The organism is Pseudomonas sp. P5_B3 (genome assembly GCF_056400405.1).
The window spans coordinates 1-18,798 of the sequence record NZ_JBFULI010000031.1 but is presented as its reverse complement, the minus strand read 5'-3'; the positions used below and the strand labels follow the sequence as shown (position 1 = coordinate 18,798).

Below are 18,798 nucleotides of genomic sequence, written 5' to 3'. Positions count from 1 at the left end.
TATTTGTGTCGTACACAAATCAACTGTGGGAGCGAGCTTGCTCGCGATGAGGCCGGTACAGGCGCTAGATCAATGTCTCGATACGCAAAGAGTTAGTCGACCCCGGTTGCCCAAACGGCACACCTGCTGTGATCAACAGTGTGTCGCCACGCTGCGCCATGCCCTGGGCCTGGGCGATCTCCAGTGCCGTGGAGCAGACTTCATCGACCTGCCGCAGGCGATCGTTGACTACCGAGTGCACGCCCCACGCCACGCTCAGGCGACGGGCGGTCTGCAGGTTCGGTGTCAGGTTGAGGATCGGCACCGTCGGCCGCTCCCGCGCCGCGCGCAGGCTCGACGCGCCGGACTCGCTGTAGTTGACCAGCACCGCCACCGGCAAAACGTTACTGATGCGGCGAATGGCGCAGCTGATCGCGTCGGAAACGGTCGCCTCGGCTTTCGGTCGGCTGACGTCGAGTTGAGTCTGATAGTCCGGACCGTTTTCCACCTGGCGGATGATCTTGCTCATCATCTGTACGGCTTCGAGCGGGTATTCGCCGGACGCGGTTTCCGCCGACAGCATCACCGCATCCGCACCTTCGGCCACCGCGTTAGCGACATCGGTGACTTCCGCGCGGGTTGGCGCCGGTGAGAAGCGCATCGACTCCAGCATCTGCGTCGCCACCACCACCGGCTTGCCGAGCTGGCGGCAGGTGCTGATGATGTTCTTCTGGATCTGCGGCACGCTTTCGGCCGGCACTTCCACACCCAAGTCACCACGGGCGACCATGATCGCGTCGCTCAATTCGGCGATCTCGCGCAGTTGTTCGACGGCCGAGGGCTTCTCGATCTTGGCCATCAGGAACGCCTTGTCGCCGATCAGGGAGCGGGCTTCGCGGATGTCATCGGGACGTTGCACGAACGACAGCGCCACCCAGTCCACACCCAGCTGCAGACCGAAGGTCAAGTCGCGGCGATCCTTGGCGGTCAGCGGGCTCAGGTCGAGCACCGCTTGCGGTACGTTCACGCCTTTGCGGTCCGACAGCTCGCCGCCATTGAGCACGGTGGTGTCGATGGCGTCGGCGTACTTGGTCACTACCCGCAGGCGCAATTTTCCGTCGTCCAGCAGCAGGTCCATGCCCGGCTCCAGTGCGGCGATGATTTCCGGGTGCGGCAGGTTGACCCGGCGCTCATCGCCCGGCGTGGCATCCAGGTCCAGGCGCAAGGCCTGGCCGCGCACCAGTTGCACCTTGCCTTCGGCAAACTTGCCGACCCGCAGTTTCGGGCCTTGCAGGTCCATCAGAATGCCCAATGGATAATTCAGCTGGCGCTCGACTTCACGGATCCACTGAAAACGCTGGGCGTGGTCGGCGTGATCGCCGTGGCTGAAGTTCAGGCGGAAGATGTTGACCCCGGCCAGCACCAGCTCACGGATGGCGTCGATGCCGTCGGTAGCCGGGCCGAGGGTGGCGAGGATTTTGACCTTTTTATCAGGCGTCATGTTTGGTGCTCTCAAGGATCAGAATGGCGCGGAAGTCGTTGACGTTGGTGCGGGTCGGCTCGGTGACGATCAGGGCGTCCAGCGCCTCGAAGTAGCCGTAACCGTTGTTGTTGTCCAACTCGTCGCTGGCGCTCAGACCCTTTGCTGCAGCGCGGGCGTAGCTGTCCGGGGTCATGATCGCACCGGCGTTGTCTTCGGAGCCGTCGATGCCGTCGGTGTCGCCGGCCAGCGCGTAGACGCCGGACAGCCCTTTGAGGCTGTCGGTCAGACTCAGCAGGAACTCGGCGTTGCGCCCGCCACGGCCATTGCCGCGCACGGTGACGGTAGTTTCACCGCCCGAGAGAATCACGCAGGGCGCCGCCAGCGGTTGGCCGTGCAGTACGATTTGTCGTGCGATGCCGGCGTGGACTTTCGCCACCTCGCGTGATTCGCCTTCAAGGTCACCGAGGATCAGCGGACTGAACCCGGCCTGACGGCATTTCACTGCCGCCGCTTCAAGGGATTGCTGCGGGCGGGCGATCAACTGGAAATGACTGCGGGCCAGGCTCGGGTCGCCGGGTTTGACCGTCTCCGACTCGGGGCTTTGCAGCCAGGCGCGCACCGAGGCCGGAACCTCGATGGCGTAGCGTTTGAGGATCGCCAGAGCTTCCGCCGACGTGCTCGGGTCGGCCACGGTAGGGCCGGAGGCGATGACCGTGGCGAGGTCGCCCGGCACATCGGAAATCGCGTAGGTGTAGACAGTGGCCGGCCAGCAGGCCTTGCCCAGGCGGCCGCCCTTGATCGCCGAGAGGTGCTTGCGCACGCAGTTCATCTCGCCGATGGTCGCGCCCGACTTGAGCAGGGCTTTGTTGATCGACTGCTTGTCGGCCAGGGTGATGCCGACCGCCGGCAGGGCCAGCAGGGCAGAGCCACCGCCGGAGAGCAGGAAGATCACGCGGTCGTTTTCGCTGAGGTCGCTGACCAGTTCCAGCACGCGCTTGGCCACGGCCAGGCCAGCAGCGTCCGGCACCGGATGCGCGGCTTCGACCACTTCGATTTTTTCGCAAGGGGCGCCGTGACCGTAGCGGGTCACCACCAGGCCAGAGACTTCACCCTGCCAGCAGCGCTCGACCACTTGGGCCATGGCGGCGGCGGCTTTGCCGGCGCCAATGACGATCACGCGACCGCTGCGGTCGGCAGGCAAATGGGCTTCGAGGACTTGTTGCGGATGCGCCGCGTCGATGGCTGTGGCAAACAGCTCGCGCAGCAATTGTTGCGGATCGACCGACATGGCGGGCTCCCGGAATTCTTGTTATTCGAAAGGGCAACTCTGATCTCTGTAGGAGTGAGCCTGCTCGCGATCCAGGCACCGCGGTGCATCAGGTACACCGCGGTGATTTCATCGCGAGCRGGCTCACTCCTACAGGTTTGAAGCGGTGTGGGGCAGGGCTTACTTCTTATCGCGAATCGAGAAGTTCGCCATGTGTTCCAGACCCTTGATCAGCGCCGAGTGGTCCCAGTTGCTGCCACCGATGGCCGCGCAGGTGCTGAACACTTGCTGGGTGTTGGCGGTGTTCGGCAGGTTGATGTTCAGCTCCTTGGCGCCTTGCAGGGCCAGGTTCAGGTCCTTCTGGTGCAGGCTGATGCGGAAGCCTGGATCGAAGGTGCCCTTGATCATGCGCTCGCCGTGTACTTCGAGGATCTTCGAGGACGCGAAACCGCCCATCAGTGCTTCACGTACCTTGGCTGGATCGGCACCGTTTTTCGAAGCGAACAGCAGGGCTTCTGCCACCGCCTGGATGTTCAGGGCCACGATGATCTGGTTGGCCACCTTGGCGGTCTGACCGTCGCCGTTGCCACCGACCAGGGTGATGTTCTTGCCCATAGCCTGGAACAGCGGCAGTGCGCGTTCGAAGGCGTCGGCATCGCCGCCGACCATGATGCTCAGGGTCGCAGCCTTGGCGCCGACTTCACCGCCGGATACCGGGGCGTCGAGGTATTGCGCGCCTGTTTCGTTGATTTTGGCCGCGAAAGCCTTGGTGGCGGTCGGCGAGATCGAACTCATGTCGATGACGACTTTGCCTTTGCCAACACCGGCGGCAACGCCATCGGCGCGGAACAGCACGTCATCGACCTGCGGGGTATCCGGCACCATGACGATGATGAATTCAGCTTCCTGGGCGACTTCTTTCGGGTTCGCCAGGGCAACGGCGCCAGCGGCGATCAGGTCGGCAGGCGCAGGGTCGTGGTGGGCCGACAGGAACAGGCTGTGACCGGCTTTCTGCAGGTTCGCTGCCATTGGGTGGCCCATGATGCCGGTGCCGATAAATCCGATTTTAGCCATGAGAAAATCCTCTTGTTTTTATTGCTGCTTCAAGCAAATAGGGGAGTACTGCTTTTGTGGGAGCGAGCTTGCTCGCGATTGCGGAGTGCCAGTCAACATWGATGTTGGATGTGCCGGCCTCATCGCGAGCAAGCTCGCTCCCACAGGGATTTGTGTCAGATCGCGTTATGGGTTTTCAACCAGCCCAGGCCCGCTTCAGTGGTGGTCAGCGGCTTGTATTCGCAACCGACCCAGCCCTGATAACCGATGCGGTCCAGGTGTTCGAACAGGAAGCGGTAGTTGATTTCACCGGTGCCTGGTTCATTGCGCCCCGGGTTGTCCGCGAGCTGCACATGGTTGATCTCGCCCAGGTGCGATTGCAGGGTGCGGGCCAGATCGCCTTCCATGATTTGCATGTGATAGATGTCGTATTGCAGGAACAGGTTGGCGCTGCCGACCTGCTCGCGAATCGACAGGGCTTGCGCCGTGTTATTCAGGTAGAAGCCTGGAATGTCACGGGTGTTGATCGCTTCCATCACCAGCTTGATACCCGCCGCGTGCAGCTTGTCGGCCGCGTACTTGAGGTTGGCGACGAAGGTCTTCTGCGCGGTGGCATCGTCAAGGCCCTGCGGACGAATACCGGCCAGGCAGTTGACCTGGGTGTTGCCCAGCACTTGTGCGTAAGCGATGGCCAGGTCGACACCGGCACGGAACTCTTCAACCCGGTCCGGCAGGCACGCTATACCGCGCTCACCCTTGGCCCAGTCACCGGCCGGCAGATTGAACAGCACTTGGGTCAGGCCGTGTGCGTCGAGCTGGGCCTTGATTTCGGCGGAGCTGAAGTCGTACGGGAACAGGTATTCGACACCACTGAAGCCGGCCTTGGCGGCCGCTTCGAAACGGGCGAGAAAGTCCTGTTCGGTGAACAGCATGGACAGGTTGGCTGCGAAACGCGGCATGGTGGTCTCCTGAGTATGTATGGTGAGCGGCCCCGGATCCCTGTGGGAGCGAGCTTGCTCGCGATAGCGGTGTGTCAGTCGACATGAATGCTGAATGGCACTACGCAATCGCGAGCAAGCTCGCTCCCACAAGATGCGGGAACGATCCTACAAGTTAATCAAGCAACGAAATCGCAGTCGGTGCGTCGTCGCCGACCAGCGCCAGGTCTTCGAACTCGTTGACGGCGTTGATCTCGGTACCCATGGAAATGTTGGTCACACGCTCCAGAATAATCTCGACGATCACCGGCACCTTGAACTCTTCGATCAGCTCCTGGGCCTTGCGCAAGGCGGGCTGGATCTGAGCCGGTTCGAACACACGCAGCGCCTTGCAACCGAGGCCTTCGGCCACCGCGACGTGGTCGACACCGTAACCGTTGAGTTCCGGGGCATTCAGGTTGTCGAAGGACAGCTGCACGCAGTAGTCCATGTCGAAACCGCGCTGTGCCTGACGGATCAGACCCAGGTACGAGTTGTTCACCACAACATGAATGTACGGCAGCTTGAACTGCGCACCCACGGCCAATTCCTCGATCATGAACTGGAAGTCATAGTCCCCCGACAGGGCCACGACTTTACGGTTCGGATCAGCCTTGACCACGCCGAGCGCTGCCGGAATGGTCCAGCCCAACGGGCCTGCCTGACCGCAGTTGATCCAGTGACGCGGCTTGTAGACGTGCAGGAACTGCGCGCCGGCAATCTGCGACAGACCGATGGTGCTGACGTAGCAGGTGTCTTTACCGAACACCTGGTTCATTTCTTCATAAACCCGTTGCGGCTTGACCGGCACATTGTCGAAGTGAGTCTTGCGTTGCAGGCTGGCTTTACGCTGCTGGCAGTCTTGCAGCCAGGCACTGCGGTTCTTCAGCTTGCCGGCGGCTTGCCATTCGCGAGCGACTTCGATGAACACGGTCAGCGCGGCAGCGGCGTCGGAAACGATGCCCAGGTCCGGAGTGAACACGCGGCCGATCTGGGTCGGTTCGATATCAACGTGAATGAACTTGCGGCCTTCGGTGTACACGTCAACCGAACCGGTGTGGCGGTTGGCCCAACGGTTGCCCACGCCGAGCACAACGTCGGATTTGAGCATGGTTGCGTTGCCGTAGCGGTGCGAAGTCTGCAGACCAACCATGCCCACCATCAGTGGATGATCGTCCGGGATGGTGCCCCAGCCCATCAGGGTCGGGATAACCGGAATGCCGGTCAGCTCGGCGAACTCTACCAGCAGATCGCTGGCATCGGCGTTGATGATGCCGCCACCGGCCACCAGCAATGGACGCTCGGCCTGATCCAGCATGGCCAAGGCTTTTTCCACTTGAACGCGGGTAGCGCTCGGCTTGGCCAGCGGCAGTGGCTGATAGGCGTCGATGTCGAACTCGATTTCGGCCATCTGCACGTCGAACGGCAAGTCGATCAGCACCGGGCCTGGACGGCCGGAGCGCATTTCGTAGAAGGCTTTCTGGAACGCGTAAGGCACCTGGCCCGGTTCCATGACGGTGGTCGACCACTTGGTGACTGGCTTGACGATGGTGGTGATATCGACAGCCTGGAAGTCTTCCTTGTGCATACGGGCGCGGGGTGCTTGCCCGGTGATGCAGAGGATTGGAATCGAGTCGGCCGAGGCGCTGTAGAGCCCGGTGACCATGTCGGTGCCGGCAGGGCCGGAAGTACCGATGCACACGCCGATGTTGCCGGCCTTGGTGCGGGTGTAGCCCTCGGCCATGTGCGAGGCGCCTTCAACGTGGCGAGCGAGTACGTGATCGATGCCGCCGACCTTTTGCAGGGCGGAGTACAGCGGGTTGATGGCGGCACCCGGGATGCCAAAAGCGGTATCGACCCCTTCACGGCGCATCACCAGAACGGCGGCTTCGATTGCTCTCATTTTGCTCATGGTTTTGTGCCTCTTTACGTTTTGTAATTGTATACAAGTGGCTTTGCGCAGAGTGTATTCACGGCGGACGGCGCAGGTCAATCCATTTTCTCAAGCGCTTGTTTCATTCGTCGGAAGCCCGTTCTACTGTGGCTTTTCGTCGCATGTGGCGCCTTTCGATAATTATTGTATACAAAAAAATAATTCATTGTGTTCTATTTGTTGCATCGGGCTGCGGCACAACGGCGCAGCCCACCGGCTTTCCGAAAAACAAAATGAGGACGGCACCATGAGCGCTTTAACCTTGAAAGTCGCAGTCAACCTGGTCAACGAGGCCATCACCGCAGGGCGTGCAATCTCTGCGGCACCCTTGACCATTGCGGTACTGGACGCCGGCGGGCATCTGATCGCCTTGCAACGCGAAGACGGCGCCAGCCTGCTGCGCCCGCACGTCGCCATCGGCAAAGCCTGGGGCGCCATCGCGCTGGGCAAGGGTTCACGCCTGCTGGCGCTGGACGCCCAGCAACGCCCGGCGTTTATCGCCGCGTTGAACAGCCTGGGGCAGGGCAGCGTGGTGCCGGCACCGGGTGGTGTGCTGGTTCGCGATCAGGAAGGAAATGTGCTGGGGGCGGTGGGGATCAGCGGCGATCTGTCGGATGTTGATGAGCAGTGCGCGATCAATGCCATCGAGGCGTTGGGGTTGGTGGCGGATGCGGGGGTTGTGGCTTGATCGGCAGCGTCTGACCTAATGCCATCGCGAGCAGGCTCGCTCCTACAGGGTTTGTGGTTGGACACAAAATTGTCTGAATGCCAGAACCCCTGTAGGAGTGAGCCTGCTCGCGATAGCTATCTATCAGACACATCCAGTCAATAGTGTGCCCCACCCACTTGAATCCACAGAGCTAGCCTTCTCATGACCTGATCATGGGAGGCAAAGGAATGCCGGATTTACCTGCCGCAAATCGATTGCGAATCGGCCGCTATGCCGAAACCAGTCGAATTTATCTGTTAACCACCAACACGCTTCACAGGGCCCCGGTTTTCAAGGATTTCACCTTGGGCAGGCTGGTGGTCGATCAATTTCGAAACGCACAGAATCTAGGCTTTGCAAGCTCGTTGGCCTGGGTGGTCATGCCAGATCATTTTCATTGGTTAATTGAGTTGCAGAAGGGGTCATTGAGTGAGCTGATGCAGAAAACCAAGTCGATGAGTACCAAAGCCGTGAAGCAGTCTACCGGTCGAACCACCAGTCTCTGGCAGAGAGGATTTCATGATCGGGCACTGCGACGGGAAGAGGATTTGGTGAAGATGGCTCGATATGTAGTAGCCAACCCGTTGCGGGCTGGGCTGGTGGAGAAGCTTGGTGACTATCCGTTGTGGGATGCGATCTGGGTTTGAGCTGAGACCGTGTCGCCTCGATCGCGAGCAGGCTCACTCCTACAGGGGAGTGCGTTCCAAATGTAGGAGTGAGCCTGCTCGCGATGCAGACGACTCAATCCCTCAGTCCAGCTCACACCCCTTGAGCACCAACCGGATAATCGTCTGCGCTGCCGCTTCGTAATCTTCTTCATCCAGCTTGGCCTTGCCGGTGATGGCGGTGATTTGCCAGTCGAAGTCGGCGTAGGTCTGGGTCGCGGCCCAGATGCTGAACATCAGGTGGTTGGGGTCGATGGGGGCGATTTGCCCGCGGTCGATCCAGGTCTGGATGCACTCGATGTTGTGTTTGGCCTGGCCATTGAGCTGTTCGACCAGATCGCTGCTCAGGTGGGGCGCGCCGTGCATGATTTCGCTGGCGAACACCTTGGACGCGAAAGGCAGGTCGCGGGAGATGCGGATTTTTGAGCGAATGTAGCCGCTGAGCACTTCACCGGGCTCGCCGTCCGGATTGAACGGTGTCGAAGCCTGCAGGATGGGCTCGATGATGCTTTCCAGGACCTCGCGGTAGAGGTTTTCCTTGGATTTGAAGTAGTAGTAGACGTTGGGCTTGGGCAATCCCGCCTTGGCTGCGATGTCGCTGGTTTTGGTCGCAGCGAAGCCTTTGTCGGCGAATTCCTCACTGGCGGCACGCAGGATCAGTTGTTTGTTGCGCTCGCGGATAGTGCTCATAAACCGGGTGATTCCTTGCCTGTTCTGGCGGTTGCGCATGGTATCACCGGCCTCGCGCGGCGCTCAAGAATGCACCGCGACCCGTGACGCCGCGCTATGCTGCTGCGCATTCATTGCAGAAGGAAACCCGATTCATGGCAGGAAGCAGTTTGCTGGTGCTGATTGACGACATCGCCGCCGTACTGGACGACGTGTCATTGATGACCCAAATGGCCGCCAAGAAAACGGCCGGCGTACTCGGTGACGACCTGGCACTCAACGCCCAGCAAGTCAGCGGCGTGCGTGCCGAGCGGGAAATCCCGGTGGTCTGGGCGGTCGCCAAGGGTTCGTTCATCAATAAACTGATCCTGGTGCCGTCGGCGCTGGCCATCAGTGCGTTCATTGCGTGGCTGGTCACCCCGTTGTTGATGGTCGGCGGTGCCTATCTGTGCTTCGAAGGCTTTGAAAAACTCGCCCACAAGTTTCTGCACAGCAAGGCCGAAGATCAGGTCGAACATGCTGAACTGGTCGAGGCGGTGGCAGACCCGGCGGTGGATCTGGTGGCGTTCGAAAAGGACAAGATCAAGGGTGCGATCCGCACCGACTTCATTCTCTCGGCGGAAATCATTGCCATCACCCTTGGCACCGTGGCCGGTGCGCCGTTGAGCCAGCAAGTCATCGTGCTGTCTGGGATCGCAATCGTCATGACCATCGGCGTCTATGGCCTGGTGGCGGGTATCGTCAAGCTGGATGACCTTGGACTCTGGTTGACTCAAAAGCCCGGGCAGATGGCGAAAAGCATCGGTGGCGCCATTCTGCGTGCTGCGCCGTACATGATGAAGAGCCTGTCGGTGATCGGCACGGCGGCGATGTTTCTGGTCGGTGGCGGCATCCTGACCCACGGTGTGCCGGTGGTGCATCACTGGGTCGAAAGTGTCGGTGCTGCGGCGGGTGGCGGCGGATTTATCGTGCCGGTGTTGCTTAATGGTGTGGCGGGGATTGTCGCAGGGGCGGTGGTGTTGGTTGGCGTCATGGCTGTCAGCAAAATCTGGAAGGCCCTGAAGGGTTGAATTCAGAACTCTTCCTACAAGCATACATAACAAATGTGGGAGCGAGCTTGCTCGCGATGAGGCCATATCATTCAACATCTAAGTTGACTGAAACACCGCCATCGCGAGCAAGCTCGCTCCCACAGGTTTTTGTGTGGCCGAATTACTCGGCGATCTGCAACTTGCGCGCTTCGGTATACACGTAACGCACTTTGTCGTACTCGAACGGCGAGTTCGTCTGGCCATAGCGGAAGGTGGTCTGGTAGCGCTTGTCGATGCCGCGCAGGATCAACACTTCCGGATGGTTGGAGCTGACTTCGGCCACGTTGAGGAAGTTGATCGCACTCTCGGCCGAGTAATCCACCACCAGGCCGCCGGTATCACGCAGGTTCGACGGACCGAGGATCGGCAGGACTAAATAAGCGCCACCCGGCACGCCGTAGAAGCCCAGGGTCTGGCCGAAGTCTTCGCTTTGGCGCGGCAGGCCCATGGCGGTGGCCGGGTCCCACAGGCCGGCGATGCCGATGGTGGTGTTGAGCAGCAGGCGCCCGGTGGTTTCCAGCGAGCGCTGGCCCTTGAGTTGCAGCAGGCTGTTCATCAGATTCGGCACGTCGCCGAGGTTGTTGAAGAAGTTGCTGACGCCGGTGCGCAGGAAGTTCGGGGTGACGTAGCGGTAACCATTGACCACCGGCAGGAACACCCATTGATCGAAGCGGTAGTTGAAGTGATAGACGCGCCGGTTCCACTCTTCCAGCGGATCGTAGACGGTCAGCGCGCTGAGGGTTGAACGCTCGAACTCACGCTGGTCCAGACCCGGGTTGAATTTGAGTTTGCTCAGCGGTTCCTTGAAACCATCACTGTCGACGACCACGGGGGCGTTGGCTTTGCTGTTGTCGGCATTGGCGACGCCTGCACAGAGTAACGCTGCGAAAAGCAGGAGGTATTTAGCCACGGAAGAACTCCAGCATGGCGTCGCTGTTGACGCGGTAGTTAATGTTTCCGCAATGGCCGCCCAGCGGGTAAACGGTCAGGCGATCGCCAAAGGTCCGGCGCAGGAAACCGAGGTCGCCAGGGCCGAGGATCACGTCATCGGCGTTGTGCATGACGGCGATTTTCGGGCTGTCGTGCAGATAATCCTTCAGCGCATACAGGCTCACTTGGTCAATCAGTTGCAGCAGGCTGCCGCCGTCGGTACGGGCGCGCCACATCGGGATCACTTGTTCGGTGATGTAGCAGTCGAAGTCGCATTGCAGCGCACGCTTGAGGAATGGCGTGAGGCTGGTGCCCTCGGTGATCGGGAACTTGGGTGGAGTGATCAGGCCGCGACGGTTGACCAGGTCCGAAGTGAAGGCAATGTCGGCCGCCGAAAAGCGGAACGAGGTGCCGATCAACATGGCCATCTGCTCGTTGGACAGTTGCTGCTTGGACTGCTGGAAGTCGTAGAGCAGGGCGTCGTTGAGGTCGATGTAGCCCTTCTGCTGGAAGTAGCGGGTCAGTTTGTTCAGTACCAGCTCATAGAACGTGGTGCTGTTGTTGATGCCCTTGACCTCGGTCTGGACCAGCTTGTCGAGGTTGGTGATCGAGGTGTAGAGGTTGACCGGCGGGTTGAGCAGCAGGACTTTCTTGAAGTTGAAGCTGCGGCGGGTTTCGTCCAGGTGCGCGACGAAAGCGGCATCCAGTCCGCCCAGGCTGTAGCCAGTCAGGTAGTAATCGGTGACTGGCAGTTTCGGGTTTTGTGCCCGCACGGCCTGCATCACCCGGTACAGGTCTTCGGCGTCCTCCTTGGAAACACCCGGTGTGGCGAAGCGTGATGCAGCGCTCATGAAGTCATAGCTGGTGGGCGATGACAACTGCACCACGTGGTAGCCGGCTTTGTAGTAAAGCTTCTTCAGGTATTCGTTCAGGGTGCTGTCATAGCGTGCGCCGGTGCCGGCGATCAGGAAAATCAGTGGTGCGGCGTGATCCTGCGTGGCAATGCGGTAGTCGAGTTTCTTGACCGCCCAGAAATTATCCGGCAATTCGAACGCCCGTTCCGGACGCAAGGTGACGCTGCGCACTGTCTGATCGATGTCATCGTCCAGGGGCAACTCCGGACGCAAGTCCGGCGGCGTGGTCGCGATGGTCGCCTCGAACGGGTTGGTCAGGGGGTAGCCATAACTGGCGGCATCTATATCGACCGCCAGTGCGGACGCACTCAAAATAAGGCCGCCAAACAGGGCGGCGAAGCGCAAGGAACGGAGCATGACTAAATCCCTTAGAGGAAGGTGCCGAATGAATTTCGCAGGCTATGACCATCGGATCTGCGTCAAAGTGCCAACCATCGGCACCAAACAGGCCCGATTGCCCAATAGTAGTAGCTGGACGATACACTTTGCCGCGATTGAAAGACCAGTTAACAGTTGTTATCGCTTGCGTAACGCTTTCGGGCGATTAAGCTGGCCGCCGTTTTTCGCCAATTGGAGTGTTTCATGTCTCGCCGTCTGCCCGTGTTTCTGCTGCTTGTATTGCTGCCTGTATGGCTGGCCGCCAGTTATGGCGCGCGTTATGGCTTCATGGAGGATGCGCAGTGGGTCGGCATTTGCGTGGATGAGGCAAGTCGCTGGGAATGCCAGGTGCGATCGAACCTGGGGCTGATGATCCACTTCGGGGTGCTGGGCTGGGCAGCGCTGGGTGCGGCGATCATCGGCTTTGTCGTGCCGGGGCGGGCGGGCTGGTGGCTGGCGGTGCTGGCGCTGGCGTTCGGGTTTCCGGCGCTGGCGTTGTACAACACGACGCTGGCGGTGTTTGCGGTGGTGATTGCGGGGCTGCGGTTGGTCAGGGCGCCTCGTAGCGCCTGATAGTCCGTCATCGCGAGCAGGTCACTCCCACAAGGATCATTGTCGTACACAAACTCTGCGTTCACTGAGTAACCCTGTGGGAGCGAGCTTGCTCGCGATGAGGCCAGTCAGGTCGCTAAAGTGTTAAACCTTGCGAACCCGCAGGCAACGCCACAACGCAGCCACCATCAACACACTCACCAGCCCCCAGCCCCAGGCCTGCTGGTTCTGCAAACCTTCACGAAACAGCTGCGGCGCAATACCGACACCGATGATGAAGGTCAGCAACGCAACCTCGCGGCGCGGCACATTCACCGGGCGGCACAGATAAACCAGCGCAGGCACGATGAACGCGACACTCGGGAAGCTGCGATAACGCGGGTCGAATACCAGTTCCAGCATCATCACGGCTGCAGCGAAACCTGTCGTTGCAACCAGCCAGCCAGCACGGCGCTCCAGCCAGTTGAAAGCCTGGCCGCGCCAACCGCTGCGAGGACTCAATGTCAGCGTGGCATGGGCCAGCACCAACAGATTCAGCGCGGTCAGCAATCCGACCCACAACCATTCACTGGTAAAGCGCGTGGTCACCCGTGCCAGGTCACCCCAGGCGCCAATCGAGCAGGCCGCCAATGCGCTGAGCAGGGGCAGCAACAGTGCCGAACGCGTCGTGCGAACCCGGCCGCCGAGCAGCAACGTGCCGATGAAGATCAAGCCACCCACCGCCAGCCATTGCGACCAGTAGGGTACGTTTGTCACTGGCCCGGCCAGCACGCCCTTGTCCTGGCGATCGGCATCGAACAGCCCCCAGTAACCACCCACTGCACCTTCACTGGCGCGTTTCCATGGCTGGTCGAAGGCTTCGATCAGGTTGTAGTGCCAGCCCCGTTGCTCGGCCATGGCGACAAAGCCGCGAATGAACCTGGCTTCGTTGACCCGGCTAGGTACAGCGATTCTTCGTTGACGGCCTTCACTGGGCCAGCCGGTTTCCCCGATAAACACTTCCTTGGGCGCGAACATACCGCTGAACGACTCGCGCACAGCAGCAAGTTGCGACAGGGAGACCTCGACGTCCCAAGGGTAATCGCCCCAGTAAGGCAACAGATGGATAGTCACGAAGTCCACCGATGGAGCGATTTCGGGATGCTTTTGCCAAAACTCCCAAACGTCAGCGTAGGTGACGGGTTGTTTGACTTGGCTTTTGACTCGCTCAATCAGTTTCACCAACTGCTTGCTGGTGACTTCCTTGCGCAAAAGGGCCTCGTTGCCGACGATTACCGCAGTAACCACGTCCGGGTTGGCGTTGGCTTCGGCGATCAGTAGCTCCACTTCCTTGGCTGTGTCCACCGGGTTGCTGTTCACCCATGCGCCAATCATCATTTTCAAGCCATGCTTGCGCGCCAGTTCCGGCAGGGCTTCGAGGCCGGTCATGGAATAGGTGCGGATGCATTCGAAGCTTTTGGACAGTAGCGCGAGGTCGGCATCCATGCGTTCGGGGCGCAGCTTGAAGGGCTGGTCGAACGGCGATTGATCCTTGTCGAACGGTGTGTAGGACGCGCATTGCAGCTTGTGCGTTGCGCTGGCCACGTCCGGCAATATCACCGGTTTACCGAGGTCGTACCAGAAGCCGCCCAGGGCAAACAGCCCGAGCAGGCAAGCGAATAGATAAGCAGCAAAAGGGAAGCGGGATGTCGCGGACATGGAAAGGCCGTGTGGGAGCAAAGCGGCGCATGTTACCTGCATTTACCGTGTGCTTGGTGGCCCGCATGATTTTGACATGCAATGTTCGGGCGGAGTCTGCGGTGCGTTGGTCGCGCTCAAGATTAATGGCGTTCTGATGTCGTTTCTCGTTGCCTCGAGGTCGCTGGCAGAGCAGGTCGCCAAGAGCGTCAGGTTGATCATCGAAGGCGTCAGTACTCCGCTGATGTTCGAACGAGTTTGCGGTTAGGCGTGATGGGGGCGCTGTGCACCATAACAATACGTTTAAGCGACTCGGCATCCGTCGAGTGCAGCACTTTCGGGGAAGTAACGATGAAGATGCGACGACTCTTGGGCGCAGGTGCCGCTTTGGTGCTGGCGATCAGCTCTACCGTGGCCAGTGCCGCCGGCAAGGAAGTGACGATCGGTTATGTCGACGGCTGGTCTGACAGTGTCGCCACGACCAACGTGGCCGCAGAAGTGATCAGGCAGAAACTCGGATATGACGTGAAGCTGCAAGCCGTCGCCACCGGGATCATGTGGCAAGGCGTGGCCACCGGCAAACTCGACGCCATGCTGTCGGCCTGGCTGCCAGTGACCCACGGCGATTACTGGACGAAGAACAAGGATCAGGTCGTCGATTACGGCCCGAACTTCAAGGACGCGAAAATCGGCCTGATCGTGCCGGAATACGTCAAGGCCAAGACCATTGACGACCTCAAGACCGACGACACCTTCAAGAACCGCATTGTCGGCATCGACGCCGGTTCAGGCGTGATGCTCAAGACCGATCAGGCGATCAAGGACTACGACCTGACCGGCTATCAACTCAAGGCCAGTTCTGGCGCCGGCATGATCGCCGAGCTGACCCGTGCCGAGAAGAAAAACGAATCCATCGCAGTGACCGGCTGGGTGCCGCACTGGATGTTCGCCAAGTGGAAACTGCGCTTCCTTGAAGATCCGAAGGGCGTGTACGGCGCGGCTGAAACCGTGAACAGCATCGGCAGCAAGGGCCTGGAGGCCAAGGCGCCGGAAGTGGCCAAGTTCCTGAAGAACTTCCAGTGGGAATCCAAGGATGAAATCGGCCAGGTGATGCTGGCGATCCAGGATGGTGCCAAGCCTGAAGCGGCGGCGAAGGATTGGGTCGCCAAACACCCTGATCGTGTGGCTGCCTGGACTAAATAACAGGCACCTCGCTTTACCCTGTGGGAGCGAGCTTGCTCGCGATTGCGGTGTAACAGACAACAACGATGTTGGATGTTATGGCCCTTTCGCGAGCAAGCTCGCTCCCACAGTTGTTTTGTACATGCTGGAAATTGGCGAATCCGTCATGTGGTTCTAAGACTAAGGTCGTCTGGAACCTGCCCCGCAGCCGCATAGAGTGGATACCGTTCCAACTAAATCTGTGCTGCGAGGATAAAAACAATGAACGACAGCATTTACCTCTCGATTCAAAACAGCCCGCGCTTCAAGGAGCTGGTTAGCAAGAGGGAACGATTCGCCTGGATTCTTTCGGCGATCATGCTAGGGCTTTACTCCGCCTTCATCCTTTTAATTGCTTACGGGCCGCAAGTGTTGGGGACGAAAATCAGTCCCGAGTCTTCGATTACCTGGGGCATACCGATCGGCGTCGGGCTGATTGTTTCGGCCTTCGTCCTGACCGGTATCTACGTACGACGTGCCAATGGCGAGTTTGACGACCTGAACAATGCGATTCTCAAGGAGGCTCAGCAATGATCCGGCGTCTACTGGCTCTATTGAGCATCGCGGCTTTAGCACCGGGCGCCTGGGCGGCAGAAGCCCTGACCGGTGAAGTGCATAAACAACCTCTCAACGTCGCCGCGATCCTGATGTTCGTGGTGTTCGTCGGTGCAACCCTGTGCATTACTTACTGGGCCTCCAAGCGCAACAAGTCGGCGGCCGACTACTACGCGGCGGGCGGCAAGATCACCGGGTTCCAGAACGGTCTGGCGATTGCCGGCGACTATATGTCGGCCGCCTCGTTCCTGGGGATTTCCGCGCTGGTGTTCGCTTCCGGCTATGACGGACTGATCTATTCGATCGGCTTCCTGGTGGGTTGGCCGATCATTCTATTCTTGATCGCCGAGCGTCTGCGTAATCTGGGCAAGTACACCTTTGCCGACGTGGCGTCCTACCGCCTGGGGCAAACCCAGATCCGCACACTGTCGGCCTGCGGTTCGCTGGTGGTGGTGGCGTTCTACCTGATCGCCCAGATGGTCGGTGCCGGTAAGCTGATCCAGCTGCTGTTCGGTCTCGACTATCACGTCGCGGTGATCCTGGTGGGCGTGTTGATGTGCCTTTACGTGTTGTTCGGCGGCATGCTGGCGACCACCTGGGTGCAAATCATCAAGGCGGTCCTGTTGCTGTCCGGCGCTTCCTTCATGGCGCTGATGGTGATGAAACACGTCAACTTCGACTTCAACCTGCTGTTTTCCGAAGCGATCAAGGTTCACCCTAAAGGTGAAGCGATCATGAGCCCTGGTGGCCTGGTGAAAGATCCGGTCTCGGCGTTCTCCCTCGGCCTGGCATTGATGTTCGGTACCGCTGGCCTGCCGCACATCCTGATGCGCTTCTTCACCGTGAGTGACGCAAAGGAAGCCCGCAAGAGCGTGCTGTACGCAACCGGCTTCATTGGTTACTTCTACATCCTGACCTTCATCATCGGCTTCGGCGCGATCCTGCTGGTCAGCACCAATCCGGCCTTCAAAGACGCGGCCGGCGCGTTGCTCGGTGGCAACAACATGGCGGCGGTGCACCTGGCCAACGCGGTCGGTGGCAGCATTTTCCTGGGCTTCATCTCGGCCGTGGCGTTCGCGACTATTCTGGCAGTAGTGGCCGGTCTGACCCTGGCCGGTGCGTCGGCGGTGTCCCACGACCTGTATGCCAGCGTTATCAAGAAGGGCAAGGCCAACGAGAAGGATGAGATTCGTATTTCGAAGATCACCACCGTTGCTTTGGGTGTGTTGGCCATCATTCTGGGCATTCTGTTCGAAAGCCAGAACATCGCGTTCATGGTCGGCCTGGCGTTCTCCATCGCGGCGAGCTGCAACTTCCCGGTGCTGCTGCTTTCCATGTACTGGAAAAAACTGACCACTCGCGGTGCGATGATCGGCGGCTGGATGGGCCTGATCAGTGCTGTAGGCCTGATGATCCTTGGCCCGACCATCTGGGTGCAGATCATGCATCACGAGAAAGCCATCTTCCCGTATGAGTATCCGGCGTTGTTCTCGATGATGATTGCCTTTGTCGGGATCTGGTTCTTCTCGGTTACCGACAAGTCGACTGCGGCTGACAATGAGCGGGCGCTGTTCTTCCCGCAGTTTGTTCGTTCGCAGACCGGGTTGGGGGCGAGTGGGGCGGTTTCGCACTAAGCGTTCGGTTTGACTGTTTAAGTTGTGTTGAATGGAAATGCCCTGGTCGAGAGATCGGGGCATTTTTTATTGGGCGGTAATCGACCCGAATTTCGTGGATGTACCGATTTACTGTAGGAGCGAGCCTGCTCGCGAAGGCGGCCTGGCAGCCGACCTGTCTTTTGTTTATCGCGTACATATCCATTCCTGCGGTAACGGCGGCTTATGGTTCCGCTCTTACAGCGGGTCACTTTGGCAAACGCCCCAAAGTAACCAAAGGTCTCGCCCCTTACGTACGGCCCCTCGCTTAGGCTCGGCGTTCCTTCGCTGCGGTATTCATCCGGGGGCATTGCCCTCCGGTCGGCTTCGCTTCGACCTACATGCAATGAGTTCGACTGCGTCGAACGGCGCTGCGCGCCAAACCCCGGATAAACACCTCCGCTCAGCCTGCCGAGGGGGCGGGTGGATCAAGATCAAAAGCTGCAGGCGAGCTAACGCTCGACCTGATGAGTGGTGAGAAGCGACGCGGTGGTGTGGGCTGCTCTGCTTTTGCTTTTCTGTGGGAGCGAGCCTGCTCGCGATGGCGGTCTGCCGGCCGATCGAAATTCTGCAGCGAACTCAACCAACAACCAGGCCGGCCGGTAGGCCGCCTCGGGCGCTTTTGCGGTGTACGCCCCCTCGTGAGGCCGAGTGGAGGTTCTGCGCAGTGGGCAACCCGGCATGGATGCCGGGTTAGCCGCCGCCGGCCATGGATGGCCGATGGCGGCGGGCCCACGGAGCAGGACCGGAGCGAGGGCATGCCGAGCCACAGCGAGGCACCGAACGTCAGGGGCAAGAGCCCTTTGGTTACTTTGGGGCTTTTCCAAAGTGACCCGCTGTAAGAGCCAGCCCTTTCAAGGTCTTCGTTTAGAATCCCCTAAAAACCAGTCAGGGTGACGAAAACGATGTGGGCAGAAGTTCTAGCGCGGTTTGAAAAAAAGACACCGGCCAGTGTCATGACGAAATTGATACTGGAGCAGGCTGTTCCTGCCGAATGGGTTGATCAGGTGTTTGAAGAACACCGTCAACGCCAGTACCCGCGTGAGCTGTTGTTTTCGACCATCGTTGAGCTGATGTCCCTTGTTTCATTGGG

The 18,798-nt window shown here is 59.7% G+C and carries 16 protein-coding genes and 1 pseudogene; 8 read left to right on the top strand and 9 right to left on the bottom strand.

Features of this window, described 5'->3' with window-relative positions; translation table 11 throughout:
- Positions 1-64: 64 nt before the first annotated feature.
- The 5 genes from pyk to gcl form a co-directional block, all read right to left on the bottom strand.
- Complete coding sequence (gene pyk, locus AC1DRN_RS18490; protein ID WP_223461446.1) at positions 65-1,480, bottom strand: pyruvate kinase; 1,416 nt, start codon at positions 1,478-1,480, stop codon at positions 65-67.
- Complete coding sequence (locus AC1DRN_RS18485) at positions 1,470-2,750, bottom strand: glycerate kinase type-2 family protein (protein ID WP_223461448.1); 1,281 nt, start codon at positions 2,748-2,750, stop codon at positions 1,470-1,472. Before AC1DRN_RS18485 ends, pyk begins: the two co-directional genes overlap by 11 nt.
- A gap of 159 nt (positions 2,751-2,909) precedes the next feature.
- Positions 2,910-3,803, bottom strand: coding sequence for a 2-hydroxy-3-oxopropionate reductase (locus AC1DRN_RS18480; protein ID WP_223461450.1), 894 nt, complete (start codon positions 3,801-3,803; stop codon positions 2,910-2,912).
- Positions 3,804-3,958: 155 nt separating this feature from the next.
- Positions 3,959-4,741: a hydroxypyruvate isomerase gene (gene hyi, locus AC1DRN_RS18475; RefSeq protein ID WP_223461452.1), complete on the bottom strand. Its 783-nt coding sequence runs from the start codon at positions 4,739-4,741 to the stop codon at positions 3,959-3,961.
- Positions 4,742-4,895: 154 nt separating this feature from the next.
- A complete protein-coding gene (gene gcl / locus AC1DRN_RS18470; protein ID WP_108218690.1) occupies positions 4,896-6,671 on the bottom strand; it encodes a glyoxylate carboligase in 1,776 nt (591 codons plus the stop codon).
- 268 nt (positions 6,672-6,939) lie between these two features.
- Between gcl and AC1DRN_RS18465 the strand changes: the two genes are divergently transcribed.
- Both AC1DRN_RS18465 and AC1DRN_RS18460 read left to right on the top strand, forming a co-directional pair.
- On the top strand, positions 6,940-7,380 hold the full coding sequence (locus AC1DRN_RS18465) for a GlcG/HbpS family heme-binding protein (protein ID WP_223463906.1): 441 nt from the start codon (positions 6,940-6,942) through the stop codon (positions 7,378-7,380).
- Positions 7,381-7,589: 209 nt separating this feature from the next.
- A complete protein-coding gene (locus AC1DRN_RS18460; RefSeq protein ID WP_223463907.1) occupies positions 7,590-8,048 on the top strand; it encodes an REP-associated tyrosine transposase in 459 nt (152 codons plus the stop codon).
- 102 nt (positions 8,049-8,150) lie between these two features.
- On the opposite strand, the gene AC1DRN_RS18455 is transcribed toward AC1DRN_RS18460, so the two are convergent.
- Entirely contained in the window at positions 8,151-8,756 is a 606-nt protein-coding gene (locus AC1DRN_RS18455; protein ID WP_223463908.1) for a TetR/AcrR family transcriptional regulator, read from the bottom strand.
- Between the two features lie 134 nt (positions 8,757-8,890).
- Between AC1DRN_RS18455 and AC1DRN_RS18450 the strand changes: the two genes are divergently transcribed.
- Positions 8,891-9,805 carry a DUF808 domain-containing protein gene (locus tag AC1DRN_RS18450; RefSeq protein WP_223463909.1) on the top strand — a complete coding sequence of 305 codons (915 nt, stop codon included), beginning with the start codon at positions 8,891-8,893 and terminating at the stop codon, positions 9,803-9,805.
- A 142-nt stretch (positions 9,806-9,947) separates the two neighbouring features.
- Here the strand turns inward: AC1DRN_RS18450 and AC1DRN_RS18445 are convergent, their stop codons facing one another.
- On the bottom strand, positions 9,948-10,736 hold the full coding sequence (locus AC1DRN_RS18445) for an MlaA family lipoprotein (RefSeq protein WP_108218693.1): 789 nt from the start codon (positions 10,734-10,736) through the stop codon (positions 9,948-9,950).
- Positions 10,729-12,027 (bottom strand): serine/threonine protein kinase, encoded by a 1,299-nt coding sequence (locus AC1DRN_RS18440; RefSeq protein WP_223463910.1) that lies wholly within the window; start codon positions 12,025-12,027, stop codon positions 10,729-10,731. Before AC1DRN_RS18440 ends, AC1DRN_RS18445 begins: the two co-directional genes overlap by 8 nt.
- Positions 12,028-12,252: 225 nt before the next feature.
- Here AC1DRN_RS18440 and AC1DRN_RS18435 point away from each other — a divergent pair, with 225 nt between their 5' ends.
- Complete coding sequence (locus tag AC1DRN_RS18435; RefSeq protein WP_223463911.1) at positions 12,253-12,621, top strand: hypothetical protein; 369 nt, start codon at positions 12,253-12,255, stop codon at positions 12,619-12,621.
- 123 nt (positions 12,622-12,744) lie between these two features.
- On the opposite strand, the gene AC1DRN_RS18430 is transcribed toward AC1DRN_RS18435, so the two are convergent.
- Positions 12,745-14,340, bottom strand: coding sequence for a glycoside hydrolase family 17 protein (locus AC1DRN_RS18430; RefSeq protein ID WP_223463912.1), 1,596 nt, complete (start codon positions 14,338-14,340; stop codon positions 12,745-12,747).
- A gap of 288 nt (positions 14,341-14,628) precedes the next feature.
- Here AC1DRN_RS18430 and AC1DRN_RS18425 point away from each other — a divergent pair, with 288 nt between their 5' ends.
- The 4 genes and pseudogenes from AC1DRN_RS18425 to AC1DRN_RS18410 all read left to right on the top strand — a co-directional run.
- Positions 14,629-15,480 carry a glycine betaine ABC transporter substrate-binding protein gene (locus AC1DRN_RS18425; RefSeq protein ID WP_223463913.1) on the top strand — a complete coding sequence of 284 codons (852 nt, stop codon included), beginning with the start codon at positions 14,629-14,631 and terminating at the stop codon, positions 15,478-15,480.
- A gap of 240 nt (positions 15,481-15,720) precedes the next feature.
- Positions 15,721-16,032: a DUF485 domain-containing protein gene (locus AC1DRN_RS18420; protein WP_008020577.1), complete on the top strand. Its 312-nt coding sequence runs from the start codon at positions 15,721-15,723 to the stop codon at positions 16,030-16,032.
- On the top strand, positions 16,029-17,687 hold the full coding sequence (locus tag AC1DRN_RS18415; protein WP_223463914.1) for a cation acetate symporter: 1,659 nt from the start codon (positions 16,029-16,031) through the stop codon (positions 17,685-17,687). Before AC1DRN_RS18420 ends, AC1DRN_RS18415 begins: the two co-directional genes overlap by 4 nt.
- A 974-nt stretch (positions 17,688-18,661) precedes the next feature.
- Positions 18,662-18,798, top strand: a pseudogene (locus tag AC1DRN_RS18410) (IS4 family transposase); the annotation flags it as partial.

Coding starts and splice junctions, on each gene's coding strand:
- pyk (WP_223461446.1), bottom strand. CDS start 1,480: ATGACGCCTGATAAAAAGGTCAAAATCCTCGCCACCCTCGGCCCGGCT.
- AC1DRN_RS18485 (WP_223461448.1), bottom strand. CDS start 2,750: ATGTCGGTCGATCCGCAACAATTGCTGCGCGAGCTGTTTGCCACAGCC.
- AC1DRN_RS18480 (WP_223461450.1), bottom strand. CDS start 3,803: ATGGCTAAAATCGGATTTATCGGCACCGGCATCATGGGCCACCCAATG.
- hyi (WP_223461452.1), bottom strand. CDS start 4,741: ATGCCGCGTTTCGCAGCCAACCTGTCCATGCTGTTCACCGAACAGGAC.
- gcl (WP_108218690.1), bottom strand. CDS start 6,671: ATGAGCAAAATGAGAGCAATCGAAGCCGCCGTTCTGGTGATGCGCCGT.
- AC1DRN_RS18465 (WP_223463906.1), top strand. CDS start 6,940: ATGAGCGCTTTAACCTTGAAAGTCGCAGTCAACCTGGTCAACGAGGCC.
- AC1DRN_RS18460 (WP_223463907.1), top strand. CDS start 7,590: ATGCCGGATTTACCTGCCGCAAATCGATTGCGAATCGGCCGCTATGCC.
- AC1DRN_RS18455 (WP_223463908.1), bottom strand. CDS start 8,756: ATGAGCACTATCCGCGAGCGCAACAAACAACTGATCCTGCGTGCCGCC.
- AC1DRN_RS18450 (WP_223463909.1), top strand. CDS start 8,891: ATGGCAGGAAGCAGTTTGCTGGTGCTGATTGACGACATCGCCGCCGTA.
- AC1DRN_RS18440 (WP_223463910.1), bottom strand. CDS start 12,027: ATGCTCCGTTCCTTGCGCTTCGCCGCCCTGTTTGGCGGCCTTATTTTG.
- AC1DRN_RS18435 (WP_223463911.1), top strand. CDS start 12,253: ATGTCTCGCCGTCTGCCCGTGTTTCTGCTGCTTGTATTGCTGCCTGTA.
- AC1DRN_RS18430 (WP_223463912.1), bottom strand. CDS start 14,340: ATGCAGGTAACATGCGCCGCTTTGCTCCCACACGGCCTTTCCATGTCC.
- AC1DRN_RS18425 (WP_223463913.1), top strand. CDS start 14,629: ATGAAGATGCGACGACTCTTGGGCGCAGGTGCCGCTTTGGTGCTGGCG.
- AC1DRN_RS18420 (WP_008020577.1), top strand. CDS start 15,721: ATGAACGACAGCATTTACCTCTCGATTCAAAACAGCCCGCGCTTCAAG.
- AC1DRN_RS18415 (WP_223463914.1), top strand. CDS start 16,029: ATGATCCGGCGTCTACTGGCTCTATTGAGCATCGCGGCTTTAGCACCG.